The 12,553-nt window shown below is 62.5% G+C and carries 11 protein-coding genes; 9 read left to right on the forward strand and 2 right to left on the reverse strand.

Features of this window, described 5'->3' with window-relative positions; all coding sequences use genetic code 11:
- Positions 1-97: 97 nt before the first annotated feature.
- Entirely contained in the window at positions 98-3,430 is a 3,333-nt protein-coding gene (locus N3J91_15930) for a UTP--glucose-1-phosphate uridylyltransferase (protein MCX8157902.1), read from the reverse strand.
- Between the two features lie 219 nt (positions 3,431-3,649).
- On the opposite strand from N3J91_15930, the gene N3J91_15935 reads away from it, so the two are divergent.
- The 9 genes from N3J91_15935 to mnhG all read left to right on the forward strand — a co-directional run bounded on the left by N3J91_15935 (position 3,650) and on the right by mnhG (position 11,247).
- Positions 3,650-4,030, forward strand: coding sequence for a metalloregulator ArsR/SmtB family transcription factor (locus N3J91_15935; GenBank protein ID MCX8157903.1), 381 nt, complete (start codon positions 3,650-3,652; stop codon positions 4,028-4,030).
- 19 nt (positions 4,031-4,049) lie between these two features.
- Positions 4,050-5,126: an ACR3 family arsenite efflux transporter gene (arsB, locus tag N3J91_15940; GenBank protein ID MCX8157904.1), complete on the forward strand. Its 1,077-nt coding sequence runs from the start codon at positions 4,050-4,052 to the stop codon at positions 5,124-5,126.
- Between the two features lie 179 nt (positions 5,127-5,305).
- On the forward strand, positions 5,306-7,735 hold the full coding sequence (locus tag N3J91_15945) for a proton-conducting transporter membrane subunit (protein MCX8157905.1): 2,430 nt from the start codon (positions 5,306-5,308) through the stop codon (positions 7,733-7,735).
- A gap of 29 nt (positions 7,736-7,764) precedes the next feature.
- A complete protein-coding gene (locus tag N3J91_15950) occupies positions 7,765-8,295 on the forward strand; it encodes a Na(+)/H(+) antiporter subunit B (protein ID MCX8157906.1) in 531 nt (176 codons plus the stop codon).
- A complete protein-coding gene (locus tag N3J91_15955) occupies positions 8,285-8,638 on the forward strand; it encodes an NADH-quinone oxidoreductase subunit K (protein ID MCX8157907.1) in 354 nt (117 codons plus the stop codon). Before N3J91_15950 ends, N3J91_15955 begins: the two co-directional genes overlap by 11 nt.
- Positions 8,635-10,134 carry a proton-conducting transporter membrane subunit gene (locus N3J91_15960; GenBank protein MCX8157908.1) on the forward strand — a complete coding sequence of 500 codons (1,500 nt, stop codon included), beginning with the start codon at positions 8,635-8,637 and terminating at the stop codon, positions 10,132-10,134. Before N3J91_15955 ends, N3J91_15960 begins: the two co-directional genes overlap by 4 nt.
- Positions 10,131-10,607: a Na+/H+ antiporter subunit E gene (locus N3J91_15965; protein ID MCX8157909.1), complete on the forward strand. Its 477-nt coding sequence runs from the start codon at positions 10,131-10,133 to the stop codon at positions 10,605-10,607. The genes N3J91_15960 and N3J91_15965 overlap by 4 nt, the downstream gene beginning before the upstream one ends.
- A complete protein-coding gene (locus tag N3J91_15970) occupies positions 10,604-10,912 on the forward strand; it encodes a monovalent cation/H+ antiporter complex subunit F (GenBank protein MCX8157910.1) in 309 nt (102 codons plus the stop codon). The genes N3J91_15965 and N3J91_15970 overlap by 4 nt, the downstream gene beginning before the upstream one ends.
- Positions 10,909-11,247: a monovalent cation/H(+) antiporter subunit G gene (mnhG, locus tag N3J91_15975; GenBank protein MCX8157911.1), complete on the forward strand. Its 339-nt coding sequence runs from the start codon at positions 10,909-10,911 to the stop codon at positions 11,245-11,247. The genes N3J91_15970 and mnhG overlap by 4 nt, the downstream gene beginning before the upstream one ends.
- 215 nt (positions 11,248-11,462) lie before the next feature.
- Here the strand turns inward: mnhG and N3J91_15980 are convergent, their stop codons facing one another.
- Positions 11,463-12,467, reverse strand: a complete 1,005-nt coding sequence (locus N3J91_15980) for a hypothetical protein (GenBank protein ID MCX8157912.1) — start codon at positions 12,465-12,467, stop codon at positions 11,463-11,465.
- Between the last annotated feature and the right edge of the window lie 86 nt (positions 12,468-12,553).

A 12,553-nucleotide genomic window follows, 5' to 3' on the forward strand; every position in this document is an offset into this window, starting at 1 on the left:
GCCCTCAGCCCGCCGGCGCAAGCTGTTTTTTACCGCAGACACGGGTGACGCGGCTATTGGCGCTGACAGGCAGGCGCTCCGCGCAGAAGATTTCCGCCTACTCCCAAGCGCACAGCTTTTCCACGTGCGCCGCCGAACCGTCCCGCAACCAGCCGTCCAGTTGCGCCTGATCCTTGAGCTGCTGCCCCCGCAGCCGCGGCACAATGACAAACCGGCAGTCCACCTCCGGCAGCGTCGTCATGTCGCCCCAGAGTTTCTCAAACTGGGCCACCGGGAAAATATCCTCCTGTCCATGTCCCCACCGCTTCTTGACGTCCTTCAGAGTAATGTAGGTGGGCAGCCGGGCCGCCACCGCCCGAATCCCGGCCAGCACTTTTTGTTCATCCGCCAGATCCGCGCGCGTCAGGCCAAAAACCGCCAGTAACCGATCCACCTGGATCCATGTGGTCATGGAGTTGTAGTACGACAGCTTGAACTCATCCGCTTCGCGCGGCATGGCCAGTCCCTCCACCAGCCGCAGGCGCCCGTCCACGCGCGCCAGACCGCCGCCGCGATCCTCCAGCCGCCGGCTGATCACTTCAAAGGTCAGGGTGGCACCCGATTCCATGTGCCAGCCCAGCAACACCGGATCCGCATCGGCCCCCAGCGTGTCAATGTTGTGCAGCAGCAGGTATTGCAACTGGGGCCGCTCCTCAAGCAACTGCCGCAATACCCCGTTGCGCAGCAGATTCGGCACCTCAAACCAATGCCCCACCGGATGCAGGCATTGCAGCGGCACGTTGTCCGTGTAATCACTGCCCTCGCCGGCGCTGCGCGCCCACTGGATCAACGCCGCATGCAGGCTCTCGCGCACTTTCTGCGCCTGCTCATCCAGCAACTGCTGCGGCATCTCCTCCCATGCAAACCGCAGATCGCGCTCCATGGGCACCAGCCGCAGACCAATGGATTTGCCCGGCGACAACCGCACCAGCCCCTCGTAGCCGTAATAACGATGGCGCTCCAGAAATTCCCGGATCGGCTCGTGACTCAGATAACTGGTGGTGAACAAATGCGGCAGCCACGTCCCCACCGCGCGGCTCACCCGCCGGCTCTTGGCCAGATGCGCCTCGATGAAAGTGCGATGCCGCCCCCCGAGTTTGGCAAAGGGGTGCAGCGCCTTCACCACCCCCGCCCCCTGCGTCCACCGGCTGCCCGCCCCCGCCGCCAGCGTCACGATGGCCAGCCGCCCCTCCTGCAGCGCCTGCAGGCCCAACTGACGCCAACGTCCGGCTTCTGGCGCCTGCCGCAAATCTTTGACCTCGCCCTCGGGTGCATCCTCAATCACCGCATTGGCCGGCAGGCGGTTTTGCGCCAGCCCAATGCGCCCGCGCCGCAAATCCTCACGGATGTGCTCGTGCTGGGCGCGATCAAACCCATACTGCTGCAACAACTCCTCCAGACTTTGGCCGTCCGCCGTCTCGCGTTTGCTGCGCGGCAACATCACATCAAACAGGGTTTGGACCATCCCGCTCAATTCCGGCCGCTTCCGGCAGGCCGCCGCAAACAGATCCAGCTCGGCCCGCCGCAGCGGCGAAAGCTCGCGCCATTCACGCCGCAGCAGGCCCGGCACGATGAGCGTGTAATAACCGGCCGGCATCAGGGCCTCAGCGCCGGTCAACCGCTCCGCCCAGGTGCCTTTTTCATTGATGGCAAAATCATAGACCACCGGCTCCATGGCAAACGGCAGGGCTGCCGCCAGTTCCCGCCGCGTCGCCGACATGATGGCCTGCAGCCGTTCCTGCGCGCGCGCCTTCTGCTGCGGCGCAAAGATGAAACCCATGCCCCCGCCGGACATCCCCCCCAGCATCCAGAAGCCCCAAAAATCCTGTCCGAATTCTGCCTCCACGCGCTCCATGAGCGTCTCGGTGTAATAATTGCTCGCCCAGGGGATGATGGTTTGAATGGGGCCGCGAAAATTCCGCGTGGTGGCCTGGCCAATGGCCGGCACGTCCCCGCGTTTCAGCGCCGCCAGAATCTCCTCCAAAATGGCCAGTGCCTCCTGGCGCGCCTGCCACTCGGCCGCCCCGCGCAACAGATATTTTTCGGTCACCATTTCCAGGATCGGCCCGACATTCTGTGCCATCCCGCCATGCACCAACACCAGGCTTTCCTGCAACCGTCGCCGCGTCTCCGTGCTCGCGTCGGCCTCGTTCAAAATCCGATGCGTGGGCATCAATCGCCCCCGGCTGATGCCGTATTCGGGATCACCCTCGCCCGCCAGCACGCCGGTAATGAGCTTCATGCCCGGCCAGATGCCGCCGGAATCCTGCCAGCCGCCCCCCGAACCGCCCAGCCACTCGCCCAAGAGGGCGCGGGCCAGGATCACCCGGCGCTCCTCCTCGGCCAGCCCGCCCGTCAAGGATTTCGCCTGCCCGGTGGCGCGCATGCACACCGCAATCAGGGCCGCCAGCAGGTTGGTGGACACCGCCAGGCGCGAGCCCTTGGGGATGTTGTTCACACAGCTTACCAGCTCGATGCCCCGCCCCGGCCCCACCATGCGCGCCAGCAATTCCGCCAAACTCTGGCCCGAGCCTTCGATGCCCGGTGGCACCATGCCCGCTGCGATGACCGCCGCTTTGAGCAGGCCGAGATAGTCCCGGGCAAAATCAAACACCTCCGCCAGCGTGGTAATGTCCGCCGTCGCGCCCAAATCCGCACTGGTCAGCCGCAGCAACGGTTCTTCAATCACCCGAAAACAGACGGTGATGGGAGGCGTGGGATGCGGGTCACGCCCATGCACGCCAAGATCGATCGAGACATTCAACACCCGCGCCCCTTCCGGGTAGTCCATGCCCAGGAAAAAGATGTCGCTCCAGCCGCAATGCGACAAATCCATGCGCACTGGCGTTTGCTCGCGCAAAATCGGGTACCCGCCGGTCTGGGGGTCCCGTTGCAGCAACTCCGGCCGCACGCGCAGCGGCTGATCCTGCGGATGCCCCACGCGAAACATCCACTGGTTGCCGCGCACCGAGCGCACACTGCGCCGCACCTGGTTGGCCAGCGTCTGAAAACCAAGCCGGTGGTAGGCCGCAGCCAGGGCGCTGGAGATGCCGTCGCTGGGGCCCAGTTGCCGCTGGACTTCCAGAAAAACCTCGATGGCCTCCTCGAAACGCCGGTTTAACAAATGCTCGTAGCCGTGAAACGGCACCAGTGCGCAGGCCCCCTCCCGCGTGTCCATCAAATGACGGGGCAGGTGAAACCGATGCAGGGCATACAAGAAAAACAACGCCCGCACCCGCTCATACAAGTTGTCGGCGCGCCGGCGAAAATCATCCAGCGCCTGACAGGCTTCCAGCAGCTCGGCCAGGGTGCGCCCCTGGCACCAGGCATCTAGCGGTTGATTGCGCAAGGCCGCGTCCTGGGCGGTGATGATCTCGATTAATGCATGCATGGCCGCTTGTTGTCCCGCTCCTGAGCGTCACAAAATTCCCCTCGCCCGTCAAATCCTTGGTCAAGCGCGGCCCGCCCTCAGAGGCCGCACCGGCCAGTAACCGGACAGGAGGACTATGGGCAGCGAGTGATTTGCCGCCAGGGCGTTTTCCGGGCAATGCAGGAGGAATTGGGCGGGCTGTGTTGACTTTCTTAGTCATTTGGCTAACCTTGCACAAGTTTGCAGGCGCTGTCCCAAACGCTTAAAGCCCTGGCGGATCCCACCCGGCTCCGCCTCGTGCTGGCTTTGCAGCAGGGCGAGCTGTGCGTCTGCCAGTTGAACACGCTTTTCCCCTTCTCCCCCTCCACGTTGTCACGCCATCTGGCCGTGCTGGAGCGCGCCGGGCTGGTGCAGAGCCGCAAAGCGGGGCGCTGGGTGTATTATGCCCTGCTCCGCCGCGGCCAGCCGCCGGCGCTGCGTCAGTTGTTGCGCTGGGCCCTCGAACATGCGGGCCGGGATCCCCTGGCCAGGGAGGATGCCCTGCGTCTGCGCCAATGCCGGCGCTCCCGGAGCATGATTGCCTGTCCGCCGAGGGCAGGCGGAAAAACGCCGCGCACCTGATTTACCCATAATCGTTTTTATGAGCGAAACGACAAAAATTGCCAAACGACTTAACTTCTTTGAACGTTACCTCTCCCTGTGGGTGTTGCTGTGCATGGGCGCGGGGGTGGCCCTGGGCAAGTTGGCCCCCGGCTTCATCAGTGCCTTGAGCAAACTGGAATTTGGCCAGGGATCACAGGTCAATGTGCCCATTGCCATCCTCATCTGGCTCATGATCTATCCCATGATGCTCAAGATTGATTTTGGGTCTCTCCTGGAAGTGACCAAACGCCCCAAGGGCCTCCTGGTGACGCTGTTTGTCAACTGGCTCATCAAACCGTTTAGCATGGCGTTTTTTGCCTGGTTGTTCATTCAAACCTTGTTTGCGCGCTGGATTGACCCGGAAACCGCCCGCAATTACACCGCCGGCTTGATCATTCTGGCCGCGGCCCCCTGCACCGCCATGGTTTTTGTCTGGTCTTATTTAACCGATGGCGATCCCGCCTACACGCTGGTACAGGTGGCCGTCAACGATCTGATCATGCTGTTTGCTTTTGCGCCCATCGTAATGTTTCTCTGCGGCGTGGCGAATGTGATCGTGCCCTCCAAAGTGCTGATCACCTCGGTGGTGGTGTTCATCGTCATCCCCCTGGCGGCAGGATTCCTGACCCGCACGCTGCTCCTCAAATCCCACGGCAAAGAGTGGTTTGAACAGAGCTTCCTCCCGCGTTTTCATCCGGTCACCGTCGTGGCGCTGCTGGCCACGCTGGTGCTCATCTTCGCCTTTCAGGCCGAGAACCTGACCACCCGCTGGCTGGCGGTGCTCCTGCTGGCCGTGCCCATTCTGGTGCAGGTGTACTTCAACAGCTCCATGGCCTACCTGCTCATGCGCCTGTTCAAAGTCCCCCACAACGTCGCCTCCCCCGGCGCGCTCATTGGCGCCAGCAACTTTTTTGAGCTGGCCGTGGCCGTGGCCATCACCCTCTTCGGCCCGGCTTCTCCCGCCGCCCTGGCCTGTGTTGTCGGCGTGCTGGTGGAGGTGCCGGTCATGCTCTCCGTCTGCAAGATCTGCAATGCATCGCGCGCCTGGTACCAGCGCGCCCTATCCGCCGTCTGAGCCTGGCGGCAGGAACTTCATGGCATGCGGCGGGGCCTCATGCCGCCGGCCCCGCCAGCCGGCAAAAAGGCCAGGTGACGGCGGTTTCACTTGGCCACTCAAAAAGAGCGGGCTACTCTATGGCGGTATGGGACGCCCGCCCTCTTTGAACCGGACGGGCCGTCACCGGGGCCTTGAGCATGGACACAGGAGCCATTTGCCTGCTGCTGGCCATAGGCCTGCCTTTGGTGGGTTTTCTGCTGCCAGCGTGGGCCGGAAGCAAATGGGGGCCGCGCGTCGCTTGGCTGGCGCTGGCCTTCCCCCTGGTGGCTTTTGGGGCGTTGCTTACGCTGGCGTTGTCCCTGCACTGGCCCGCCCGGCTGGTCATTGAAATCCCCTGGATTCCCACACTAGGGATCAACCTCTCCTTTCTGGTGGACGGGTTGTCTCTTTTCTTCGGTTTGGTGGTCAGTGGCATGGGCTGCTTGATCTTCTTTTATGCCGGCCACTATCTGGATGAACACTTTGAGCATCACGGCCGTTTTTACAGTTACCTCGTCCTGTTCATGGCCGCCATGCTGGGCACGGTTTTTGCCAACAACCTGCTGATGATGTTTGTGTTCTGGGAGCTGACGGGGCTGGCATCGTTTCTGTTAATCGGTTTTCTGCATGGCGAGGAGAGCTCGCGCGTGGGCGCCCGCCAGGCGTTGGTGGTGACGGCCGGCACCGGCCTGGCGTTGCTGGCGGGGCTGATCATGATCTACGCCGTCACCGGCACCTACGATTTTCATGCGCTGGCCGGCGCCGGCCTGCCGTGGTCACACTACGGCGGCTGGCTGACGGTGGCGATGGGCCTTGTGCTGCTGGGCGCGTTTGGCAAGTCGGCCCAGTTCCCGCTGCACTTCTGGCTGCCCAACGCAATGGCAGCCCCCACCCCCGTCAGTGCGTACCTGCACTCGGCCACCATGGTGAAACTGGGGGTTTTTTTATGCGCCCGCCTGTTCCCCCTCTTTGCGGAGCAAGCCCTCTGGGCGCCGTTGGTCAGCATCGTAGGCTTCACCACCATGGCCTTTTGCGCCGTGCTGGCCCTGCTGGCGCATGATTTGAAGGCCATTCTCGCCTTTTCCACCTGCAGCCAGCTTGGTTACCTCATCGGGTACTACGGCCTTGGCCCCGCCGAAGGGGTCGAATACGACTACCTCCACATCTTCAACCATGTGCTGTACAAGGGCAGTTTGTTCATGATTGTGGGCGTCGTCGCCCATGCCGCCGGCATCCGCGACATCCGCCAGCTCGGCGGCCTCTTCCGCCGCCTGCCCCTCCTGGGTTCAGCCACCCTCGTGGCAGCGGCGGCGATGGCGGGATTGCCCGGAACCACCGGCTTTTTGAGCAAGGAAATGATGCTTAAAGAGATTTTTGAAGCGCTCGGCCCGCATGAATTTCTGAGCTGGTTTGCCACTGCCTGCGTGCTCCTCACCAGCCTCGTCAAGGTGGCCTTCTCCACCCGTCTCTTCGTGAACATCTTTCTTGGACCGGAGCCGCCTGAGATCGCCCGGCAGTTTCATGCGCCTTCGCTGTGGATGCAGCTCCCGCCGGCCATCCTCGCAGGCGCTGCCCTGTTGTTTGGCGTGGCGCCGGCGCTGCTCGATGCCTGGTTTCAACCGCTGGCGGTTGCGGGCCTGAACCGCCCCGGCCATCTGGCTCTGTGGCATGGTTTCACCCGTGAGCTGCTGGCCAGCACCCTGATCGTCATCGCTGGCTTCGGCCTTTACTGGCTGGGCGTGCGCACCCGTTGGCGCTGGCATGAAATCCCGCGAAGCTGGCAATTTGACCGCTTCTTCGAGACCGCCCTGGAAGGCCTGGCCGCCTTCGCCAAGGCTCTGACGCGTTTTGTCCGCTCCGACTCCCCCACGGCCTATCTGCCGGTGGTGCTGGGTTTTGTCATCCTGACGGTGGGCGGCACCCTGGCCTGGCATTTCGGGCTGGATGCCCGTTTGCTCGAGCAAATCGCCGCCGCCGACTGGCCCAGACTTAATGCGATGCGCAGCCTGGTGGCCGCCTTGATCGTTCTGGCGGTGGGCGGCGTGCTCGTGTTGCAACGTTGGACCACCCAGCTCATTTCCCTCAGCGTGGCCGGCTTCTTGATTTGCTTTTACTTCGTTCTGTATCGCGCGCCGGACCTGGCGTTGACGCAAATCCTGGTCGAAGTGGTCACCCTCTTCCTCATTCTGCTCCTCCTCGGACGCTTTCCGAAATCAGCCGAGGAGGGCGAGGTTTCCTGGCAGGCACCCGGCTGGCGGCAGGCCATCAACGCCGGTCTGGCCGCAGGCGTGGGCATTCTAACCACCGCCCTCATCCTGGTCGCCACCAGTCAACCGGCGCAACAACGCCTGGGTGACTTTTTCCTGGCCCAAACTGTGCCGCTGGCCGAGGGACGCAACGCCGTGAACACCATTCTCGTGGACTTTCGCGGTTTCGACACCCTGGGCGAGATCGCCGTGCTGCTCATTGCCACCCTCGGTGGACTGGGGCTGTTAATGCGCTATAAGCGCACCCGCGAGGAATACCAGCAGGGACCGCTGGGCCCGCCGGGCTTTGGCACGCTGCCCCCCGAAAAGGAGGAACCATGAAAGGGCCAGAATCATTCATTTTTAGGACCATGGTGCGGGTGGCCTTTTTCATCATCAACCTGCTCGCCCTCTACCTGCTGCTGCGCGGCCATAACTACCCCGGCGGCGGCTTCATCGGCGGACTCGCCGCCGCCATCTCGCTGGTCTTGCTCAGCCTGGCGCTGGGACTGGAAGAAATGCACCGCGTGCTGCGTTTCGATCCCGTTCGCCTCGCCGCCGCGGGCCTGTTGCTGGCCACAGCCACCGGCCTCCTTCCTGTCCTGGCCGGACGGCCTTTCCTGGAACATTTCCATGCGCAGTGGGAGCATGTGCCATTTCTGGGCAAACTGCATGTGGGCACCCCCCTGCTTTTCGACCTGGGCGTGTTCCTGGTGGTGGTGGGAGTGACCACAAAAATTATTTTCGTCCTGGCCAAATCCACCGCCGGCCTCCGGGCCCTGGTGCAGGACGAGGAGGCGCGCTACAGCTCACCCCGCGAAACCCCCATCGAAGACGCCTGGACAGCCGCCGACGAGACCGCTCCCGCAGCCCCGAGAAAGGAGGACGACGATGCAAATTGAAACCGCCATCCTCGTGGGCGTCATGTTTGCCTGCGCCACCTATCTGGTGCTGCAACGCAGCTTCGTTAAAATCCTGTTTGGCTTCGTCATCCTTTCCAACGCCGCCAACCTGCTCGTTTTGAGCATGTCCGGCCTGCCGGAAGGCAAGGCACCACCCATCGTGGGCAATCCCCCGGCCCCGATGGTGGATCCGCTGCCCCAGGCCTTGATTCTCACCGCCATCGTGATCGGCTTTGGGGTGGTGGCTTATCTGGTCTTGTTGCTTTACCGGCTGTTTTTGGATCAGCGCACCACCAATGCCGCTGAGTTGTACGCTGAGTCAGAATCTCCTCCCCGCGAATGAACTGGGCTGCCACACCCCTCTTGCTGCCGCTGCTCACCGCCCTGCTGCTGCTGTTCGGGCGGCCGGGAGTGGGCCGCCGATGGCTGGCCGGTATTTCAGCCGCGCTGCAACTGGGGGCCGCCCTGTATTTACTGAGCTGCGCTTTTCAAGGTCATACCTTCGTCCTGCCCGTTGGCCGCTGGGCCGCTCCCGTGGGCATTGTGTTGGTGGTGGACACGCTCTCCGCGGTCATGGTCTGCCTGACCTCGCTGATTGCCCTGGCCACTCTGCTCTATGGCTTTGCCGAAAGCCCCGTCAGCATCGAGCATCCCTTGCGCCTGCCGCTGGTGCAATTCCTGGTGCTGGGCATCAACCTCTCCTTCTGCACGGGGGACTTGTTCAACTTGTTTGTCGGCTTTGAGGTCATGTTGATTGCGTCGTATGCCCTGCTCACCCTCGAAGCCGATGACTGGGACATCAAACAGGCCTATCCCTACGTGGCCATCAACCTGGTGGGCAGCGCCCTCTTTCTCTGTGCCGCCGGCCTGGCTTACGGTTTGTTTGGCACGCTGAACTTCGCCGACATCGCCCTCCGCAGCGCCAGCATGGGCGGCGATCCCCGCGTGCAAACGCTGGCCATGTTGCTGCTGGTGGTCTTTGGCATCAAAGCCGGTCTCTTTCCGCTTTATTACTGGCTGCCCAACAGTTACCCCACCCTCCCCATCCCGCTGGCAGCCTTGTACGCCGGCATGTTGACCAAAGTGGGCGTGTACGTGCTGGCCCGTGTGTTTGGGACCGTGCTGCCGCATGACCTGCATTTTGCGCATCAACTCCTCGCCGCCCTGGCGGGGCTGACCATGGTGATCGCCGTGCTGGGCGCCCTTTCACGCCAGTTCATTCGAGGCATTCTTTCCTTCCACATCCTCAGTCAGATTGGCTTCATGGTGCTGGCCCTCGGCTTTTTCACGCCCCTGGCCTTCGCCGCCGCCATCTTCTACATCATTCATCACATCATCGTGAAAGCCTCGCTGTTTCTCATCGGCGGAGTGGCGGCGGAACTGAACGGCACCGACAACCTGGCCCGCGGCGGCCAACTCTGGCGGCATGCCCCATGGCTGGGCGTCCTGTTTCTTGCCCAGGCTCTTTCCCTGGCCGGCCTGCCTCCGCTGAGCGGTTTTTGGGGAAAATATGTCATCCTGGTGGTGGGTTTCGAGCAGGGGCGCTACGTGCTCGTTCTGGCCGCGCTGGTGGCCAGTTTGTTGACACTGATGAGCATGTTAAAGATTTGGAATGCCACCTTCTGGGGCGGTAATGACCGCACCCCGGTGCGGTTGAACAGCCCGCGCTGGCGGCGCATGACCATGGTGGTGGCCGGATTGACGGCCATCTCCCTCGCCATTGGTCTGGGCGCGGAGGCGATCATGCAAGTCGCCCTCAAGGCCGCAACCCAAACCCTGGATCAACCAGGCTACGCCGCCGCGGTGTTTAAGGCCCTGGGCAAAGGAGGCCCCCCATGAAAGCCTTCGCCTTGAATCTGCTCATCGCCACGATCTGGCTGCTGCTCAGCCAGTCCCCCTCGCCCGCCGTGTTTGCTCTGGGATTTCTGGCGGGCTTCCTGCTTCTCGCCGCCTTCAAAAGTGTGGTGGGCGCCGAAGATTACATTCGCCGCTGGGTTGGCCTGGTGCGCTTTATTCTCCTCTTCACCCGGGAATTCATTACGGCCAATCTCAACGTGGCGTGGACGGTTTTGTTTCGCCCACCCACCACCCTGCGGCCCGGCTTTGTGACCTACGACGTCAGCGGTCTGAGCCGCACCGAAATTTTGATTCTTTCGTATTGCCTCACCCTCACGCCCGGCACCACCACCGTGGACATCAGTCCCGATTTCAAAACGCTGGTGTTCCATGCCCTGGACGCGCAGGAGCCGGAACAGCTCCGCGCCCAGTTGGACAACAAACTCAAACCCGCCCTGCTGGCGTTCACACGATGATCCATCTCACCATCCTGTTGTCCTTTGTCCTCCTGTTTGTGGCCATCCTCCTGGGATTGTACCGGCTGGCGCGTGGCCCCACCGTGCTGGATCGCGTGCTGGCATTTGATTTGATCACCACCTGCGCCGTGGGCATGATCATTCTGCTCTCCATCCAATGGCAGACGCCCCTTTTCCTGGAGCTGATTCTGGTTTTTGCGCTGCTCGGTTTCCTGACCACCGTGGCGTTTGTGGTCCACCTGCGCCAGACCCGCCAGCCCCCATCCTCCACGCCCGCCACCGTGGAAGCCCGGAAAAAGTTATGATCCACCTCCTTACCATACTCTGCCTGCTGCTCGGAGCGCTGCTCATTCTCACTGCGGCCATTGGTGTGGTGCGCCTGCCCGATGTGCTCTGCCGCTCCCACGCCGTGGCCAAGGCGCTCACACTGGGCATTTTCCTGATGCTGCTGGGACTCTGGCTGCAGTTGGAGGATCCCCGGCAGGGCCTGAAAATTGTCCTCGCCATCTTTTTCCAGGTGCTCACCATTCCCGTTTCGAGCCATCTTATCGGCCTCATCTCGCGCCAGGAAATGTTGCATAACAACTCCCCTCTTCCCTCCCCATCATCCCCCTCAGACGCCAAAGCTCCCCAAGCATAACCGGAGGGCGTCGCGTGACGCCCTCCACGGAGTCTCCCAACCACCAGGGCTTTGAGTCCCGATTGGCAAGCCCACGCACCAACCCTTTTCCCAAGATGGGCCCGGGGCACAGCCCGGTTGTGGCACGAGCGGTAAGGTGGAAACGGACACCGCGGCAGAAAACCGGCTGGCCACTCTGCCGCAGCCCGCTTGGCGTTTTTCCCGCAAGCTGGAACCTAGGGGGCGGGGGGCGGTTGATAGCGATCACGAAGTTTCAAGAACTCGAACACCTGCCGATGATACGCGCTAAACTCCGGATCGGGGATGCCATGCGGCGGGCAGGCGGGCGTGCCATAGCCGGTCTGAAACATATCGTGATGATACACCGAATGCCCGCCCACCTTCCACACCTCCCAAATATGCAAAATGTGATCCATGGGATGGGTGACTTCCCGCGGGCCGCCAAAATTGGCCGTCCCATTGCGGGCGGGTTCATCGTCCACCACCGGTTTCTTATACTCGGCCAGCAATCTCGCAATCTCCCGCGGGGCCAATATCCATGTTTTGCCCTGGCCCTGACGGCTGGTATGCGGTGTCAGGTAATCCAGTGTTTCGTTCAGCTCCCGCGGCCCCAGGACGCCCGCCACCCCGGGCGAGCTGGTCACCAGCCGCCGCGGATCTTCCTCCCGCAGCGCGCGCACCAGCGGCAGCACGCGCTCGTCGTGGTGTTCATTCCAGATTTGCAACGTCAGATTCCGCCATGGTTTCAACTCGGCGGCCAGCGCGCGCACCGCTTTTTCATCCGCGCCAGCCGGCAGGCGGATTCCTTCCCGGAAACTTTCCTGCGCAAAGAGGCAGAGCTGGATGACCATCTCTTCCACCCGCGCATCCGTGAGCAACGCCTTGAGCGTCTGCAGCGGCGCCGGCCGCAAAGTCCCATCGGGTTGATACAAAGTGCTTGTCGGCGCGGCGTCCACAAACCCGCGTTTATTGTCCCATTGCGCCCACACGCGCAGGACGTTGATGCCGTAACTCCGAAACTTCCTCAGCCACTGGCGGCGGCTGGCGGAGTCACGATTAAACGCGGGATTGTAGAGCGCGTTGAAAAAACTCACCCCCGTGAACGGAAAAGGCCGCCCGTCCAGCCGGAATCGCGTGCCGCTCACCGACAGTTCCATCGTGGAGGGTGCCATTTCCGCCGGGCCACTGGCACTCCAACCGTCCTGAACCGTCCAGAGCATGCCCGCGGAGGTTGCCGACCAAAAACCAGTCTGTTGCAAAAAACGACGCCGACTCACAGGGTTCATGGTGTACTTATCCAGTCCGC

Source organism: Verrucomicrobiia bacterium, from assembly GCA_026414565.1.
Lineage (GTDB): Bacteria > Verrucomicrobiota > Verrucomicrobiia > Limisphaerales > Fontisphaeraceae > Fontisphaera.

Excerpts from the sequence above, each read along its gene's own strand:
- N3J91_15930 (MCX8157902.1), bottom strand. The coding sequence starts at position 3,430 with ATGCATGCATTAATCGAGATCATCACCGCCCAGGACGCGGCCTTGCGC.
- arsB (MCX8157904.1), top strand. The coding sequence starts at position 4,050 with ATGAGCGAAACGACAAAAATTGCCAAACGACTTAACTTCTTTGAACGT.
- N3J91_15945 (MCX8157905.1), top strand. The coding sequence starts at position 5,306 with ATGGACACAGGAGCCATTTGCCTGCTGCTGGCCATAGGCCTGCCTTTG.
- N3J91_15950 (MCX8157906.1), top strand. The coding sequence starts at position 7,765 with ATGGTGCGGGTGGCCTTTTTCATCATCAACCTGCTCGCCCTCTACCTG.
- N3J91_15955 (MCX8157907.1), top strand. The coding sequence starts at position 8,285 with ATGCAAATTGAAACCGCCATCCTCGTGGGCGTCATGTTTGCCTGCGCC.
- N3J91_15960 (MCX8157908.1), top strand. The coding sequence starts at position 8,635 with ATGAACTGGGCTGCCACACCCCTCTTGCTGCCGCTGCTCACCGCCCTG.
- N3J91_15965 (MCX8157909.1), top strand. The coding sequence starts at position 10,131 with ATGAAAGCCTTCGCCTTGAATCTGCTCATCGCCACGATCTGGCTGCTG.
- N3J91_15970 (MCX8157910.1), top strand. The coding sequence starts at position 10,604 with ATGATCCATCTCACCATCCTGTTGTCCTTTGTCCTCCTGTTTGTGGCC.
- mnhG (MCX8157911.1), top strand. The coding sequence starts at position 10,909 with ATGATCCACCTCCTTACCATACTCTGCCTGCTGCTCGGAGCGCTGCTC.
- N3J91_15980 (MCX8157912.1), bottom strand. The coding sequence starts at position 12,467 with ATGCTCTGGACGGTTCAGGACGGTTGGAGTGCCAGTGGCCCGGCGGAA.